This window comes from Nitriliruptor alkaliphilus DSM 45188, assembly GCF_000969705.1.
GTDB classification, from domain to species: domain Bacteria; phylum Actinomycetota; class Nitriliruptoria; order Nitriliruptorales; family Nitriliruptoraceae; genus Nitriliruptor; species Nitriliruptor alkaliphilus.
On sequence record NZ_KQ033901.1, the window covers coordinates 4,223,533 to 4,239,709 of the forward strand.

General features: G+C 70.0%; 16 protein-coding genes and 1 pseudogene. 8 read left to right on the top strand and 9 right to left on the bottom strand.

The window, feature by feature from the left end:
* Positions 1 to 619: 619 nt before the first annotated feature.
* Positions 620 to 1,036, top strand: a complete 417-nt coding sequence (locus NITAL_RS19510; RefSeq protein WP_052667845.1) for a CBS domain-containing protein — start codon at positions 620 to 622, stop codon at positions 1,034 to 1,036.
* Positions 1,037 to 1,251: 215 nt separating this feature from the next.
* Here the strand turns inward: NITAL_RS19510 and NITAL_RS19515 are convergent, their stop codons facing one another.
* The gene (locus tag NITAL_RS19515) at positions 1,252 to 1,740 is read right to left on the bottom strand and encodes a hypothetical protein (protein ID WP_052667847.1); all 489 of its coding nucleotides are present in this window, start codon (positions 1,738 to 1,740) and stop codon (positions 1,252 to 1,254) included.
* Positions 1,701 to 2,234 carry an MFS transporter gene (locus tag NITAL_RS19520; RefSeq protein WP_052667848.1) on the bottom strand — a complete coding sequence of 178 codons (534 nt, stop codon included), beginning with the start codon at positions 2,232 to 2,234 and terminating at the stop codon, positions 1,701 to 1,703. The genes NITAL_RS19515 and NITAL_RS19520 overlap by 40 nt, the downstream gene beginning before the upstream one ends.
* Before the next feature lie 141 nt (positions 2,235 to 2,375).
* Between NITAL_RS19520 and lipA the strand changes: the two genes are divergently transcribed.
* Together lipA and NITAL_RS19530 are read left to right on the top strand one after the other, a co-directional pair.
* Positions 2,376 to 3,434, top strand: coding sequence for a lipoyl synthase (lipA, locus tag NITAL_RS19525; protein WP_211262530.1), 1,059 nt, complete (start codon positions 2,376 to 2,378; stop codon positions 3,432 to 3,434).
* A 3-nt stretch (positions 3,435 to 3,437) separates the two neighbouring features.
* On the top strand, positions 3,438 to 3,851 hold the full coding sequence (locus NITAL_RS19530; protein WP_052667850.1) for a VOC family protein: 414 nt from the start codon (positions 3,438 to 3,440) through the stop codon (positions 3,849 to 3,851).
* 24 nt (positions 3,852 to 3,875) lie between these two features.
* Here the strand turns inward: NITAL_RS19530 and NITAL_RS19535 are convergent, their stop codons facing one another.
* The 5 genes from NITAL_RS19535 to NITAL_RS19555 form a co-directional block, all read right to left on the bottom strand.
* On the bottom strand, positions 3,876 to 4,256 hold the full coding sequence (locus NITAL_RS19535; RefSeq protein ID WP_052667851.1) for a hypothetical protein: 381 nt from the start codon (positions 4,254 to 4,256) through the stop codon (positions 3,876 to 3,878).
* Positions 4,249 to 4,809, bottom strand: a complete 561-nt coding sequence (locus NITAL_RS19540) for a hypothetical protein (protein ID WP_052667853.1) — start codon at positions 4,807 to 4,809, stop codon at positions 4,249 to 4,251. Before NITAL_RS19540 ends, NITAL_RS19535 begins: the two co-directional genes overlap by 8 nt.
* Before the next feature lie 43 nt (positions 4,810 to 4,852).
* A complete protein-coding gene (locus tag NITAL_RS19545; RefSeq protein WP_052667855.1) occupies positions 4,853 to 6,214 on the bottom strand; it encodes a hypothetical protein in 1,362 nt (453 codons plus the stop codon).
* A gap of 189 nt (positions 6,215 to 6,403) precedes the next feature.
* The gene (locus tag NITAL_RS19550) at positions 6,404 to 7,510 is read right to left on the bottom strand and encodes an alpha/beta hydrolase family protein (RefSeq protein ID WP_052667856.1); all 1,107 of its coding nucleotides are present in this window, start codon (positions 7,508 to 7,510) and stop codon (positions 6,404 to 6,406) included.
* An 88-nt stretch (positions 7,511 to 7,598) separates the two neighbouring features.
* Positions 7,599 to 8,855, bottom strand: coding sequence for a mechanosensitive ion channel family protein (locus NITAL_RS19555; protein WP_052667858.1), 1,257 nt, complete (start codon positions 8,853 to 8,855; stop codon positions 7,599 to 7,601).
* A 351-nt stretch (positions 8,856 to 9,206) separates the two neighbouring features.
* On the opposite strand from NITAL_RS19555, the gene glnA reads away from it, so the two are divergent.
* From glnA to NITAL_RS19580, 5 genes are all read left to right on the top strand, one after another.
* Positions 9,207 to 10,640, top strand: a complete 1,434-nt coding sequence (gene glnA, locus NITAL_RS19560; RefSeq protein ID WP_052667859.1) for a type I glutamate--ammonia ligase — start codon at positions 9,207 to 9,209, stop codon at positions 10,638 to 10,640.
* A 279-nt stretch (positions 10,641 to 10,919) separates the two neighbouring features.
* Positions 10,920 to 11,378, top strand: a complete 459-nt coding sequence (locus NITAL_RS19565) for an ester cyclase (protein ID WP_052667861.1) — start codon at positions 10,920 to 10,922, stop codon at positions 11,376 to 11,378.
* 75 nt (positions 11,379 to 11,453) lie between these two features.
* Entirely contained in the window at positions 11,454 to 12,431 is a 978-nt protein-coding gene (locus NITAL_RS19570) for an NADPH:quinone oxidoreductase family protein (protein ID WP_083441798.1), read from the top strand.
* A gap of 17 nt (positions 12,432 to 12,448) precedes the next feature.
* Positions 12,449 to 13,213 (top strand): maleylpyruvate isomerase family mycothiol-dependent enzyme, encoded by a 765-nt coding sequence (locus NITAL_RS19575; protein WP_052667864.1) that lies wholly within the window; start codon positions 12,449 to 12,451, stop codon positions 13,211 to 13,213.
* Between the two features lie 205 nt (positions 13,214 to 13,418).
* Entirely contained in the window at positions 13,419 to 14,942 is a 1,524-nt protein-coding gene (locus NITAL_RS19580; RefSeq protein WP_052667867.1) for a GMC family oxidoreductase, read from the top strand.
* Between the two features lie 127 nt (positions 14,943 to 15,069).
* Here NITAL_RS19580 and NITAL_RS29450 read toward each other — a convergent pair.
* Positions 15,070 to 15,216: pseudogene (locus tag NITAL_RS29450) on the bottom strand (ATP-binding cassette domain-containing protein); the annotation flags it as partial.
* A 490-nt stretch (positions 15,217 to 15,706) separates the two neighbouring features.
* On the bottom strand, positions 15,707 to 16,171 hold the full coding sequence (locus NITAL_RS19585; protein WP_169786903.1) for a hypothetical protein: 465 nt from the start codon (positions 16,169 to 16,171) through the stop codon (positions 15,707 to 15,709).
* Between the last annotated feature and the right edge of the window lie 6 nt (positions 16,172 to 16,177).

A 16,177-nucleotide genomic window follows, 5' to 3' on the forward strand; every position in this document is an offset into this window, starting at 1 on the left:
CCACGACACGAGGCCCGCCGTGAGCGACAGCCAGTCGCGCGACAGGGCTGCGATCCCGAGCGCCGCCGCAGCGACGCCGAGCGTGGCGATGCGCAGCGAGACGGTCGCCCCGAGACGGTCGGCCACCCGCCCGAGGTACAGCGAGGACACCGCCATGGTGCCGAAGAACACCCCCACCGCCGCACCGATGCCGACGGGCCGAACCCCAGCTCGGCGCGCAGCGGCTTCATCAACGCCTTCGGCGATCTGGGCCCGAACTCGCCGGAGGTGGCGGCGTACGCACGCGAGCACAAACGGTCTTTCCAGGACCAACTGACCGCGCTGGTAGCCGACGCGGGCGTCGACGTCTCGCTCGGACCGCAGCTCGCCATCCTGGCCGAAGGCGCGCAGACCACCGCCCGATCGAGGGTTCCCCCGACGCGGCCTGCCATGCCCGCCGGGCTGCTGAGACGTTGATAGACGCCGCGTCGTCGGGAACGCCTGCACGGACGGCGAGAAGCGACCGGCTGACCGAGATCCCACCGGGCTGATCGTTCCCATCGGCCTCGGTGTCCGCCCGACGCTTGACACGACCGAGCCTGCGCGGACGATCGGTGGTGTCCGCGACGAAGGAGGACGGATGCTCGCGCGTGACATGATGCACGACGGAGCGGAGTGTGTCGGTGAGCACGCCTCGATGCAGGACGTCGCCGTGCGGATGCGTGACCTCGATGTGGGGTGCATGCCGATCTGCGGCGACGACGACAAGCTCCACGGGATCATCACCGACCGGGACATCGTGCTGCGGTGCTGCGCGGAGGGTCGCGACCCCGCCACCATGACGGCCGGCGAGATGGCGCAAGGGACGCTGGTGTGGATCTCGGCCGATGCGACCGAGGACCAGGTGCTGGCGCTGATGACGAGGAACCGCATCAAGCGGCTCCCGGTGATCGACGACGGTCGGCTGGTCGGGATGATCAGCGAAGCCGACGTCGCACGTCACCTGTCCGACGACAAGGTCGCGCAGATGGCCGAGGCGATCTACGCCGATCGCTGACCGGTCCGCGGCCACCACCGCTCGGTCCGCCGAGCCGGTGGTGGCCGGCCCGGCCCGTGCGCCGTCGGGCCTGCAGGGCCGCGGTGATGGTCGATCGCGGTGGTTACGCCCGTGCGACGCCGTCCGCGACCCTCGGCTGTGCGTGGACGAACCCGACCACCGGCGGGTTCAGGCCCCTCCTGCCTCCCTGCTGAGCGACGACGCTGGCAGGGCGCTCACGGACTCGGCACGCCCGTGAGCGCCAGGCGGCGTGCGCCGACGAGCATGGCCGCCGCCGCGAGCAGGGCGACCGCGCTGGCCATGCTCCAGGCGACGGAGTAGCTCACCGCCGTCGCGACCGCACCGAACCCGATGGGCCCGACCACGCCCCCGAGGGCGGCGGGCGCCATCGTGCCGGTGATACGTCCGGGTGTGGCGGGGTAGGCGGTGACGAGCGCGTACCAGAAGACCCCCGGGAACCCCCACGTGCCCGCGAGCGCCACCACCGCGCCGAGGACGACGGTGGCCGGTCGCCCCACCGCGAGCAGGGCGATGCCGATGGCACCGCTGCCGAGCAGGACCACCAGCGTCGCGCGGTGCGGCAACGCGTCCGGCTTGACGCGATCGGCGCGAGGGATCCTCCTCGGCGCGTTCGGTGGACGCGGACCGATCGCGACGGCGACCATCAGGGCGGCGGCCCCCGCGAGCGCGAACGCCCAGCGCACCCCACCGTCAGGGAGATGGCGGGGACGGCCAGCCCGGCGAGCATCGACGCCGTGGGCGGCGCCGACTGCTTGAACCCGAACGCCGTCCCGAGGCGGGCACCCCGGACCCGGTTGATCAGCAGACGGTTCGCCGCCGGCTGCGCGAGCGCTGCCGCGAGACCTGCGACCACGAGGCCCGCCGTGAGCGACAGCCAGTCGCGCGACAGGGCTGCGATCCCGAGCGCCGCCGCAGCGACGCCGAGCGTGGCGATGCGCAGCGAGACGGTCGCCCCGAGACGGTCGGCCACCCGCCCGAGGTACAGCGAGGACACCGCCATGGTGCCGAAGAACACCCCCACCGCCGCACCGATGCCGACGGTACCGAACCCCAGCTCGGCGCGTAGTGGCACGGCCATCGCGGCGGTGAAGAACACGGGCAGGGAGGCCACGACCGTCGCCGCGGTCCCGACGAGCATCGCACGCCGAGGGCTGCCCGCACCGACGGACGTCACCACGCCGGACGTCCGGGTGGCCTGAGGTCGGCGTGTCGCATCGAAGGCTCCTGACGGGGGAGGTGACGGTACGTCCCCGCCGGTGGGACCGGACGCCGGTGGCTACGCTCGTGCGACGCCGTCCGCGACCCTCGAGACGACCCGTTGGCTCCCATCCCGCCCGCGCCACAGCCGGTGATCCCGGCCGGCGCGCGCACCCTGTCCGTCCTACCCCGCGAGCGCGTGCAGCGCGCCGGTGTGGTGCGCAAGACCGTCGACACCTCGCTCCACGAGGGCCGCAAGCCCGACTGGCTCAAGGTGAAGGCGTCCTTCGGGGACAACTTCAAGGACGTCACCTCGCTGATGGAGGGCCTCGAGCTCAACACCGTCTGTGCCCAGGCGCGGTGTCCCAACATCTACGAGTGCTGGGAGCAGCGCGAGGCCACGTTCCTGATCGGTGGTGAGGACTGCACCCGCCGCTGCGGGTTCTGCCAGATCAAGACCGGCAAGCCCGACGGCTACGACACCGACGAACCCCGACGGGTCGCCGACGCGGTCGAGAAGCTGGGCCTGCGGTTCGCGGTGGTGACGATGGTCGCCCGCGACGATCTCGAGGACGGCGGCGCGTGGCTGGTGGCCGAGACCATCCGCCAGATCCGCACCCGCACCCCCGACGTCGGGATCGAGGTGCTGCCGTCGGACTTCGGCTACGGCCAGGACCCCGCGAAGGGCTCGGCGGCGCTCGACCAGGTCGTCGAGGCGGAACCCGACGTGTTCGCCTTCAACCTCGAGACCACGCGCCGGCTGTTCCCCGTCGTGCGACCCTCGTTCGACTACGACCGGGGCCTGCAGTTCCTCGCCGAGGCGCGCCGCCGGTTCCCCAGGACCACCGCGATCAAGTCCAACCTCATCGCGGGGATGGGCGAGACCGACGAGGAGATCCGCGAGTGCATGCGTGACCTGCGGGCCGCCGGCGTCGACAACCTGACCATCGGCCAGTACCTGCAACCGTCGGCCCAGCACCTGCACCTCGACCGGTACGTGACACCCGAGGTGTTCACCTCGTTCCGCACCTACGGCGAGCAGGAGCTCGGGTTCGCCCACGTCGAGTCGGGCCCGATGGTCCGCTCGAGCTACCACGCCGGGCAGCAGGCCATCGACGCCAAGGCGTGGGCGCCCTCCCCCGGTCAGCCCGGCGGTGGCCCCCTCCCCGCCGACGCCTGACCCGTGGAGGTCCTACGGAGCCGCGTCCTGCTGCGACCTCGGGACCTCGAGGTCTCGCTGGCCTTCTACGAGGGTGGACTCGGCCTGCACCGCTCCCGCGAGTTCGGTTCGGCTCCCCACCGAGGCATCGTGCTGTTCCTCGGCGGCGGGACCGAGCTCGAACTCCACGAGGGCGGCGGGCCCGACCCGGGCGCGCCGCTACCCACCGGTGTCCGGCTGTGGCTGCAGGTCCCGGACGTGGATGCGGCCGTCGCCCAGCTCAGCCTCGCCGACGTGGTCGTCACCGACCTGCCGGAACAGAAGGCGTGGGGCCTGATCGAGGCGGTCGTCCACGACCCGGACGGCCTGCCCTTGGTCCTGGTGGAGGTCCCCACCGATCATCCCCTGCGTCGCGACCGCCGCGGGCACAGCAGCTAGCGGCGAGTCCGCTCGCAGCCCTCCTCATCCCACGCGTCGGGCCAGGGCGGTACGGACCAGGGCTGCGGTGATCCCGACAGCGACGAGGCTGCCGACCGTCGCCGGCCACGCCGAGGTCCCCGGGGGCGACCCGAGCAGCGCCACGAGGGCGAGCGCCGCAGGCCACGCGAGCAACAGCCACCGCTCCCTCCCCACCGGCCGCGGCCAGCGGATGGCTGCCGCGGACGCCACGGTCATGGCCGCCACGGTGAGCACGATCACCGCGGCGTCGGCACGAGCATCGATGTCGCCGGCGACGAGCGGACCCGCCAGCGTCCCGAGCACGAGACTCACGGCGGTGTAGACCACGAACCAGAGCCCGAGGGCGAGCAGGACCGTCACGGCGATCGGTCGCCGATCAGCCACCGGCCACCTCGATGGTCGCGACGATCGCCGCGAGGGTCTCGTCATCGATCTGTTCCTCGGTCCCGACGAGCTCGATCACGACCACCCCGTCGTCGGCCGCAGCGGTGATGAGCGTGGCACGGACGGGCGCCTCGAGCGACGGCGCGACGAACGCGACGCGTCGGAGCGCCGCCTCGTCGCTGCCCGGCAGGTCGAGGTCGTCATCGCGTTCGAGCTGCTCGAAGCCCTCCGCGTTCGTGAGCGGCGAGGTCAGCTGGACGAGCAGGTCCTCGGCGGCGTTCGGCCCGTCCCCGGGCGATCGCCAGACGGTCACACCGAACTGGGCACCTCCAGCGGTCGGCACCGCGTACGCCACGGCGGCGTCATCACGGTCGGATGCGCCGCCCGGGTCGCTGGCCTGCCAGGTGTCGGGGACCGCGAGGCGGACAGCCGGGTGCGCGACCTCCTGGTAGCCATCCGGCGCCTCGGCGGCACCGGATGACGACGTGCACGAGCTGGCGAGGACCCCGAGCAGGGTCAGGCCCGCGAGCAAGGTGCGGGGTCGGACAGACACGAGCTGGCTCCTCGGGTGGCAGGGGCGGCGACGCTACCGAGGATCACCCGGCAGCGGCGAGGCAGTCGGTGAACTCGATCAGGGGTCGGTGGCCCGACGCGTCGGGGGCTCCACGGAAGGCGGCATCGATGACGCGCGACTCGGTCCGTGACCCCTCACCGCGCAGGCCGGCCTTGGCGACGAAGGAGATCTTCCCGCCAGCAGCGAGGTCGATGCGATCACCCTGGTGACGGGTCACGGTGGTGATCCCGGCCCGGTCGGCGAGCTCGACGAAGTCCCCGCCGTCCTGTCCGATCGTGCGCAGCCACCGCTGGCCGATGTCACGATCGGCCGCGTCGTTCAGCTCGACCCGGGTGGACTCCACGAGGTGATCGCTCGAGCTCGCCCCGACCAGCAGCGTGTCGAGGTCCTGGTCGAAGCCGAGGTTGACGCTCAGGTCGCCGGTGGTGGTGTTGACCAACTCGATGGCGCGCAGTTCGCCGTCGGGGGAACGCTCGACCTTGACGACGGTCGAGACTCCGATGTCGCCCTCGACGGAGGCGGGCAGCACCCCGATCTTGCCGTTGGCGTTCAGCTCGGCCAGCAGGTAGGTGGTGTCCGTCCACTCCGACTCGGGGCCCGACCGGTCGATCTCGACCCCGAGCTCCACCATCGCTCCGGCCCCGGCCTCGGCTCCCGCGATGTCGAGCCCGGCGGCCGAGAGCGTCGCCGACGCGCTCAGGTCGGCCTCGGCACCGGCGGCCACGAAGCGCACGTTCGGGTCCGGGACGTCCGTTATCCAGCCGCCCACCTGGTCAGCGGCCCACCCACCGACGAGCGGCACTCGACCGACGGTCTGGTCGACCGCGGTGCGCTTGATCAGGTCGTTCTGGAAGTCGTCGGCGTCTGCCGTGGGCACGACCCACGACTGCCCGTCCTGCAGGGTGAGCCCGAGCCGCGCCTCCGCGCCGACGTCCAGCTCGAGCAGCGGGCCGAGCTCCACCTCGAGTCCCGGCGCCTCCGCGGCGATCCCGGCACCGCTGCGGTCCACGACGGCGAACTCGGTGTTGCCGTCGGAGCGTTCCGTCCGTGAGAACGTCAGGCCGCTCGAGACGTCGAAGAACAGCACGTCGAGGCGGACCTCGCCGTCGTGGTCGACGGTGAACACGTCGCAACGATCGGGCCGGAAGTCGTCGTGGGGATCCGTTCCACCGCCTGGTGTGGGATCGCACGGCATCGAGGCATCCACCGCCAGCACGATGCGACAGAACCCGGCGCGGACGGACTCGAAGGCGGCGGTGCCGATGTCGGTCGCGGTCCCGAGCGTGCCGATCAGGAGCGCGACGAGCGCGATCCCCGCGACGTACTCGGCCGCGGCGGCGCCGGCCTCACGGTGGGATCCTGCGTGGTGGCCGCCTGGACGCACGTTCGCTCCGCCGAGTTCGATCGGGATGACGACCGCAGGCTGCGGTCCGTCGATCCGTAGCCTCGTGGCAGGGCCCTCCACGCGAGAGAGCCCGCAGACCCAGCTAGGGCCGCAGCGGGGGCCCGCCTCCGTGGGCCCCCCAACCGCTCCCCTCGCCCCGTGACCGGCCAGGTCCGCGAACGGTCCGACTCAGCAGGGGCCGGGGACGCTGGCCTCGATACCCGTCAGCCCGTCGACGACGTGCTCGCCGCAGCCGACCTCCTCGCCCCGCAGCAGCCGGTCCAGGACCGCGAAGCCCGTGACGCCGACGGTGTGGGTGGTGCTGGTCTCGCTGGCGTGCCCGGCGAACGGCGACTCGTAGGCGCCGGTCGCCCCGAGGATCGCTCCCGTCATGGTGCTGCCGGCCTCCGAGTCCGGACCGCGGGTGACGACGGTGTACAGCTCGGTCGGGACGCCGACGGCACGCATCGCCGCCTGCATCTCGCGGCTCTGGTTGGTGGGCACCAGACCGTCGTCGATCCCGTGGACGAGCACGACCCCCCGGATGCCGGAGGCTGCGATGTCGGCGGCCCGGGCGACCACGGTGCGTTCGAGGTAAGCGTCCGGGACCTCCTCGAAGGTCCCGCCCATCTGCCGTTCGATGTCCTCGGCGGCGTTGGCGGCGAACTCGTTGCCGGACGCGGCCAGGATCCGCGCCCCCTGGTAGATCTCGATCACGTTCACGGCCGGCTCGATGGCCACCCAGTGGTCGAACAGGGGCGTGCCGTCGTGGCGGGTTGCACCGGCTGCTGCAGCCAGGCCGGAGGTGTTGCCCCCCATGCTCACGCCGTAGACGACGATCTGCTCCACGGTGCGGCAGCGGCGCTCGAACCACCTCGCCGCCGCGATCGAGTCCTCCGCGCCCTCGCTCACCTGCCACCCACGCGAGCTCGGCAGGTCGCCCCGTTCGGCAGGGGGGATGATCTCGGTGCCGCGGTAGTCCATCGCCAGCGCGATCACCCCGTGCTCCTCGGCGGTTCGCTCGGCGTGGTGGCGCCAGGATGCCGAGGTGTGGCCGTAGCCGTGCGCGAACACGACGATGCCGCGCGGTGCCCGACGCGGGAGCGCCACGATGCCGTCGGCGGGCTCGCCGTCGACGTCGATGGTGAAGCTGCGCGCCTGCTGGTGGCCGCTCGTGCAGGGTCCCCCGCCGGGACGTGCACCAGCCGCGGCGCTGGCGCCCGCTCCAACGGAGGTGGGCGCCGCGCCGAGCGACAGAGCGGCGAGCAGGGCGGTGGCCATCAGGCGCGTACGCACGGTGGTTCTCCTCGGTCGTCGACCAGGAGAACGAGCGACCGACGTGTCGGGTACGTCACTGCCGCCCCGCAGGTGGCCGCCGCCGTCGTCAACGCGGCACGTCAGCGGCCGGGCTGGCGCCGACGTCCTCGGCGAGCTCCTCCTCGACATCCACGGCCACAGCGTTCTCGTCCTGCGCGAGGACCCGCTCGGCGCCGCGGTCCCCGGTCCGGGCGCTCGCGACGGCCCGCTCGATCGCGGCCGCGTCCAGGGGCGCCGGCTCCTGGCGATCGGTCTCGTCGCGGACCCACATGGTGCGCTGCGGGAAGGGGATCTCGATGCCGACGGCGTCGAAGGCGGCCTTCAGGCGTCGCCGCAGCTCGCGTGAGATCGCCCACTGGGCCCCTGGTTCGGTCTTGATCACCAGGCGGATGTCGACCGAGTCCGCCCCGAGCGACTGGACCCCCCAGACGTCGGGAGCGTCGAGGAACTGGTCGCGGTAGCCGTCCTCTTCGGCCATCGCGCCGGCGACCGCCTCGATGACCTCGATGGCCGTGTCGATGTCGGTGCCGTACGCGACCCCGATGTCCAGCAGCGAGCGCGCCCACTGCTGGCTCGAGTTGCCGACCCGGCGGATCTCGCCGTTGGGCACGTGCCACAGCGTGCCCTCGACGTCGCGGATCTTGGTGGTCCGCAGCGTCACGCCCTCGACGACGCCTGCTGCCTCGCCGACATCGACGATGTCGCCCACCCCGAACTGGTCCTCGGCCAGCATGAAGACCCCGGAGAGGAAGTCCTTGACCAGGTCCTGGGCACCGAAACCCACGGCCAACCCGACCACGCCGGCGCCGGCCACCAGCGGCGCGAGGTTCACGCCGACCTCGGCCAGCACCAGGAACCCGGCCAGCACCCAGACCACGACGGTCACGACGCTGGTCAGCAGAGCACCGAGCGCGTCCGCCCGCTGGGCACGGCGGATGGCGTAGGACGGTCCCTCGTCCGCAGGCCGACGGCGACGCAGCGGACCTTGCGTCGCGTCAGGGTCCTTGGCGTGGGCCACCGTCCGAGCGATGACACGACGCGCGAAGGTCAGCACCAGGGAGGCGAGCACCAGGATCAGCAGGATCTGCAGCGCCGGGACCAGGGTGGCCTTGACCACCGATGCCAGCAGGTCGTTCGGCATCGCCTCGGCGACCTGTTCGCTGACGCTCCGGGCCGCCCCCTGGCCCGGGAGTTCCAGGACATCGATGTCACCATCGACGGTCCCGGGATCGCCCGGGGCGTCATCGCCCTCACCGACGTCGGTGGTGAGCTGGGCGAGCCAGGTCTGCGCGAGCCAGGTCGAAGCTGCGGTCAGGGGTCCCACGGGCATGCCTCCTCGTCCGGCCCGAGGCTAGGGTCAACGGGACGTGGTCCCGCCATCCGGTCCGGTCGGATGGCCGGGTCGCGGCGTAACACGCCCGTAACGATCGGGACACGACACCTCAACGCACCCTTCCTAGCGTGCCGCACGGCAGCTGACACCGACCTGGGCGCACGCGATACGCGTCCACGGGTCGGGCGAGGCGCACCGCCGAGCCCCAACCGCGGCCCGCACGCCGCGGCGAAGCAGGCCGCGCTCGGTACCGGGCGCCTCGCCCACCTGCCACGCACCACCCGTCGAGACCCGTCCCGTTGGGGGACGGCACGCCGACGGCCACCATCAAGGAGCACGACGTTGGCCAGCGCCCCGCAGACCGCCCAGGACGTCCTGAACCTCATCGAGAGCGAGGGCTACGAGTTCCTCGACCTCCGCTTCATCGACCTGCCGGGGGTGACCCAGCACACGACGTTCCCGGTGACGAACGTCAACGCGGACACCTTCGAGAACGGGGTCTACTTCGACGGGTCGTCGGTGCGTGGGTTCCAGGGCATCCAGGAGTCGGACATGCTCCTGATCCCCGACCCCACCACGGCGTTCGAGGACACCTTCCGCGCCCGCAAGACCCTGGCGATCTACTGCCACATCCACGACCCGGTCACCGGTGAGGCGTACTCGCGTGACCCGCGCAACATCGCCCGCAAGGCCGAGGCCTACCTCGCTTCCACGGGCGTCGCCGACACCTCCTACATGGGCCCCGAGGCGGAGTTCTTCATCCTCGACTCGGTGCGCTTCGACTCGCAGGGCCACACCTCGTTCTACGAGGTCGACTCCATCGAGGGATCGTGGAACACCGGCCGCGACGAGGAGGGCGGCAACAAGGGCTACAAGCCGCGTCAGAAGGGCGGCTACTTCCCCGTCCCGCCGATGGACCACTACACCGACCTGCGCTCCGAGATGGTCCACAACCTCGAGGCGTTCGGCATCCAGACCCAGCTGCACCACCACGAGGTGGGCTCGGGCGGTCAGGGTGAGATCGGCATCCAGTTCGACACCCTCGCCAAGATCGCCGACAAGCTGATGACCTTCAAGTACGTGGTCAAGAACACCGCGGCGGCGGCCGGCAAGACCGTCACGTTCATGCCGAAGCCCATCTTCGGTGACAACGGCTCGGGGATGCACACCCACCAGTCGCTGTGGAAGGACGGCGAGCCGCTGTTCTTCGACGAGTCCGGCTACGGCCAGCTCTCGGACACCGCACGCTGGTACATCGGTGGACTGCTCGAGCACGCCAAGTCGATCCTGGCCTTCACCAACCCGACCACCAACTCCTACCGCCGGCTCGTGCCGGGCTACGAGGCGCCGGTCAACCTGGTGTACTCGGCCCGCAACCGCTCGGCCGCGGTCCGCATCCCGATGTCGGGGGACTCGCCCAAGGCCAAGCGCATCGAGTTCCGCGTCCCGGACCCGTCTTCGAACCCCTACCTCGCGTTCGCAGCGATGATGATGGCCGGGCTCGACGGCGTCCGGAACAAGATCGAGCCGGCGGACCCGGTCGACAAGGACATCTACGACCTGCCGCCCGAGGAGCTGCTCGGCCTGCCGTCGGTGCCGCGCTCGCTCGAGGAAGCGCTCCAGGGTCTGCAGGACGACCACGAGTTCCTGCTCGAGGGCGGGGTCTTCACCGAGGACCTCATCGAGACCTGGATCGAGTACAAGATGGACTCCGAGGTCGCCGCAGTCGCGCTGCGCCCCCACCCGCACGAGTTCGAGCTGTATTACGACATTTAGGTCGTGAACTGATCGAATTACTCATATTCGATCCACCGATGGCCCCGGGGCACTCCCCCGGGGCCATCGTCATTTCGAAGCCGATCTCGCCGAGACGGCGGCACTGGGCTCGCGTCTGTTCTCCGCGGTTGCGCGGCCGAGGACTACCTGTCGCCGAGCGCGGCGCGGCAATGCGTCCCCTGCCCGAACCCGGGGCCATCGTCATTGGGCTGCAACGAGCGAGAACCGTGATATCTTGAACCGAGAATCGGATCTGATATTAGATTTGGAGTATGCTTGATGAAGTCGAGCAGCGAGAGCCCGAACGCCGTCACCGTTGGCGCTCCGGGGTTCCTGGAGGCATTCGGAGCTGCGTGGTCGTCGGGGAACGAGGATTACCTGGCCGTCTACTTCGCCGACGACGTGCGTTACGTCGAAGGCGCCATGGGGGTGACCTACCGAGGCATCGCTGAGCTCGCGCGGTTCTTCCGGTACATGTTGGCCTTCTCCAGCGATTCCCACATCGAGTTCACCTCCTTGATCAGCGACAGTGCAGCGTTCGCAGCAGAGTGGCGCTGGTCCGGGACCGCCGACGGCCCCCTGCAGTTGGGAGGCAAGACGTACGAACCCACCGGCGCTCCTTTCGACGTACCGGGCGCTGCGATCTGCCGAACACGCGATGACGGGGTGATCGTCTACCACAAGGACTGCTACGACGTGGCCACGCTCGTCCGCCAGATCGGGCTCCGCCTCGGCTGATGGCGTCGGTCCTCCCCGCTGGCTCCTCGGAGCCTGCAATGGCCAAGCCAGTCGCACCACGGAACGGGAAGAGAAATGCGCGCACTGCAGTGCCACCAGACCGGCGGATTCGACGCCCTCGCGATCGAGGACGTACCCGATCCGTCCCCAGGATCGGGCGAAGTGCTTGTCGCGGTTGCGGCGGCATCAGTGAACTTCGTGGATACCCTCGTGGTCGCGGGCCGCTACCAGATTCCGTTTGCACCGCCCTTCATCCCCGGGAGCGACTTCGCAGGAACGGTCGCCGCGGTGGGACCAGATGTCACAGGATTCGCGGTCGGAGATCGGGTCCACGGGATGTCGAGACTCGGCGCCTTCGCGGAACTCGTCGCTGTCCCCGAGGGTGCGGTCCGGAAGACGCCCGCCGACATTGCTGCGGAGGTCGCCTGCACGCTGGGAAGCAGCGCTCGCACCGCGTACGACGCACTCGTCTCGGTCGGTCGGGTCAAGCCTGATGAAGACGTCGTCGTTCTCGGCGCCAGTGGCGCCGTGGGAACCGCAGCCATCGCGATCGCGAAGGCACTGGGGGCGCGGGTTGTTGCCTGTGCCTCGCCGGACAAGCTGGGCCTTTGCGTCGAGATGGGCGCCGACGAGACGATCGACTACACCAAGGGCGACCTCAAGGACGAACTGAAACGCGTGTGCGACGGCGGCGCCGACCTCGTGCTCGACATGGTGGGGGGACCGGCCTCCGAAGAAGCGTTGCGCGCGACCGGCTTCGGTGGCCGGTTCGTGGTCGTCGGATTTGCGTCCGGAGCCGTCCCCAAGGTCCCGTTGAACCTCGTGCTGTTGAAGGGGTCGGCGATCCTCGGATACGAGATCGCCGACTTCGAGCGATACCGCGCCACAGAGGCTGAAGCCAACCGGACCGCCCTGGAGCAGATGGCCGTCGACAGCAGATATCGCCCCGCCATCGCCAACCGCTTCCAGCTCGAGGATGCCGCGCAGGCGATGCGCATCGTCGCGGGCCGGGACAAGGCCGGCGCCACGATCCTCCGAATGGACGTCGCATGATGGACCCACGAACGCGCGTGAGTGCCCTGGTGCACGCCCGGGAGGAGCTGCTCTCGTTCTGCAGGAGCCTGACGGTGGACCAGTGGCAGGCAGCCAGCCAGGCAGAAGGCTGGAGCGTCCAGGACGTGGTTGCCCATGTGGGTTCCGGGTGCCATGCGATCTTCACCCCGGCGGCTCTCACGATCCTTCGCGGCACGGACATCGAACGCACCAACGATGACTTCGTCGATATCCGTCGCACTCGGTCACCGGCTCAGGTTCTTCGAGAGTACGAGATCTGGAGCCGGCGAATAGCCACCCTTGCCCGCGTCGTCATTGCCACGCCGGTTCAGCACATCTCGGTCCGGTTGGCAGAGCTCGGCAGGTTTCCCGCCGGACTTCTCCTGACCGGAGCCCTGGTGTTCGATCACCACACCCACCTCAGGTTCGACGTCGCGCCAGCCGTGGGGAGGGAACTGCCAGCGCCCGAGCCCACCCAGCTGGCGGTATCGATCGAATGGATGAGCGCGGTTCTGGGCAACCAGATCCGGGCGGGAGGCGTCGCTGGACTCGTTGCCCCCCTCACCCTCGAGCTGCGCGGACGCGGCGGCAGCACATGGACAATTGCGCCCAGCGGGGTCCGGCCCCGAACAGACAAGGCCACCGCGGCCACCATCGTCGGCCAAGCCGATGAGTTCCCCGAGTGGGCGACCCGGCGCGCACCGTGGCGCGACCGCAGCATCGAACTCCTTGGCGATGCCGACTACGCGGCCGCGATCCTCGACCAGGTGAACGTGGTGTGAGCCCTCCAGAACCTGCGACCGTACCGTGCGCGAGAGCGGCGACTCCTCGGGTGGACCCCTGCGCTCTGCCGGTGTCGCCTGCGGTGTCTTGGTCGTGCCGCGGATGTACCACGGAGCGGATGCTCAGGAAGCGTGCGGCAACGATGACCGCGTTCACCAGCAGCATGCTCGCGGCACTCCGCGATGCGATCGGCGAGGAGGCTCGATGAAGAAGACACAGGTGGCCGACTACGTCGTGGTCGGCGGTGGTTCCGCCGGCTCGATCATGGCGGCGCGTCTGGCCTCGAGTGGTTCCAGCGTCGTCCTGCTGGAGGCCGGAGGGACCGACCGGCGCCCCGATGTCAGCCTGCCGCTGGGCGTCGTGAGTCTGTATGCGACAGCCAACTGGAAATACCCCATGGCTTCCGACCCGAGCAAGAACGGTGAAGAGGGGGCGTTCGCCAGTGGGCGCATCCTCGGCGGGAGCGGCTCGATCAACGCCATGGTCTACGTGCGTGGTCGGCGTTCCGACTACGACGGATGGGCAGCTGCGGGCGCAGAGGGCTGGTCCTACGACGAAGTCCTCCCGCACTTCAAGGCGATCGAGAGCTGGGTCGGAGGTGCCGACGAATACCGCGGCGGAACGGGTCCGATCGACGTCTCGTGGTGCGGCCACCACCACGAGCTAGACGACGCCTTCATCCAGGCGGCGGTGGAAGCCGGACATAGCCTGAACCCGGACCCGAACGGCCACAACCAGCTCGGTGTCGCACGGACGCAGGTGAACCAGCGCCGCGGCCTGCGTTGTTCGTCGGCCAAAGGGTTCCTGCGCGGCCTGCCCCCGCATCAGCGCCCCCAGGTGCTCACGCGGAATACCGTCTCCCGGATCTTGGTGGAAGGGGGCCGCGCGGTCGGTGTCGAGTGCGAAGGCCGCATCGTGCGTGCCCGTCAGGAAGTCATCCTGAGTGCCGGCGCGGTCGGGTCGCCGGCGCTGTTGCTCCGCTCCGGGATCGGGCCGGGCGGTCGGATCCTGGACCTCCCCGGCGTCGGAGAGAACTTCCAGGACCACCTCGTGGTCACTCAGCACTGGGCCGCAAAGGTCCCCACCATCAACACCATGGGCCCGATCAGAGCTGCGAAAGCCGTCGGTTCCTTGGTGGCCAGCGGGTCCGGCGCCCTGACCACCACGCCCTTCGAGGCGCAACTGTTCACCGACGACTTCCAAATCGCGATCAGCCCCGTGCGTTACACCCTGGACGCCGTGAAGGGACGCGCACAACTCGAACGGAAAGACGCTTTCACCGTCTACACGGTGCTCATGCACCCCGAAGGCCGAGGCCGCATCAAGCTGCGGAACGGTCGACCTGTTCTGGACCACGCCCGGCTGTCCGACAGCGGCGACGTACGCAAGCTCCTCGAAGGCGCAGGGCTGGCCAAACAGCTGATCGAGGCACCCACGATGCGCGGCCTTGCCGGCGCCTACCTCGACGACAACGGCCTCAACGGCGCCGCCTGGCTGGCAACCACGGAAGACACCATCTCCCACGGCGTCGGGAGTTGCCGCATGGGCGTCGACGACATGGCCGTCGTCGACCCCCAGCTACGCGTCCACGGCATCGAAGGCCTGCGGGTCGTGGACGCCTCCGTGATGCCGACGCTGCCGTCAGGAAACACCAACGCTCCGACCATGATGATCGCTCACCGTGCCGCCGCCCTTGTGCTCGGTGCGTCCTCGCGCAGCTCAACCTGAGCTCGCACCAAACGATGCCCTTCCACGCGTGGATGTATCGGAAGAGACCGCTAACGCAGGAGACGTGCCACCGCCGCTGCGCCAACAACGAGCAGCCATCCATCCAGCGCCGCTACACAGCCGTCCTCCTCAGGAGCGTCGACTTCCCCGCCCCGTTCGCGCCCAGCAGCGCGACGGCCTCGCCGTCATGCACGTCGAGGCTGACGCCGCGCAGTGCGAGGACGACCTCGTCGTAGACGACCCTTCGTACTGAACGCGGCTCTCTGGCTGGAGAACCGGTTCAACGGGAAGCCGTCAACCAGCAACTGCGGAAGGTTCTAGCGTCTCGGCACTAGCTCACGCCGTCCAACGAGCAATGCCGCGATGATTGCGCTGTCCACGGCGGTTCGGCTCCCGGCCCAGCACCCGGCTGACGATCGAGACGCTGATCGAGGCCGGCCTGTGACGGAGGGAGCTCGTCGCCCGCAAATCCCGCATCGACTTCGTGCGCCGCACCCTGACCGTTGAGGAGACCATCGCGGAGGGGACCAAGGAGCACTCCCCCACCGGCCAGTGGTCCCTGTACAGCCCTGCCCCGAAGACAACGAACCCCGCACCTTCGGTGCGAAGGGAAGGTCACTCGTTACACGCGTGGTACAAATGGAACTCAATCTCCGACGTTTGCGCAGGTCAGCATGGGTCAGTCAGTCAGTACTACGACATCTGATGCAGCTGCAGCAGGAGAGGGGCGGCCCGCGGGCCGCCCCTCCGCTGTGCCGGGTCCCTCAGTCGCAGCTGACGTTGGGGTTCATCGGAGCGAACACGCCGTCCGGGTTCCCGCGCCAGATCCAGGCGTGCAGCGTGTGGAACGGTGGACCACCGTGCGGCGGATCGAAGGCGTGGCCGAACAGCTCGGCCGGCTCCCAGGACGCGTACTCGACCGCCACCAGCTGCAGCGACCCGTTCTCGCGCGGCGCGTACACGAGGATCTCGGGGACCACCGGGTCGAGATCCGCCTGGCCGTCGGCGACGCCTCGCACGTAGTGGAACCCCATGTGGGGCACGCAGCCCCCGGTGAGGACGTAGCCGTCGGCGATCGCACGCTCGACGTCGTGGTACTGCACGGTGGCTCGTCGCACCTCGGCGAGCGATGCCCCGGCATCCGGCGCTTGGGGTTGGGCCTGCAACGGGGCGGCCATGGCCACCACCGTCAGTGCCGTGGCGACGGCGAGCGTCACGGTCCTTCGCATGGGTCG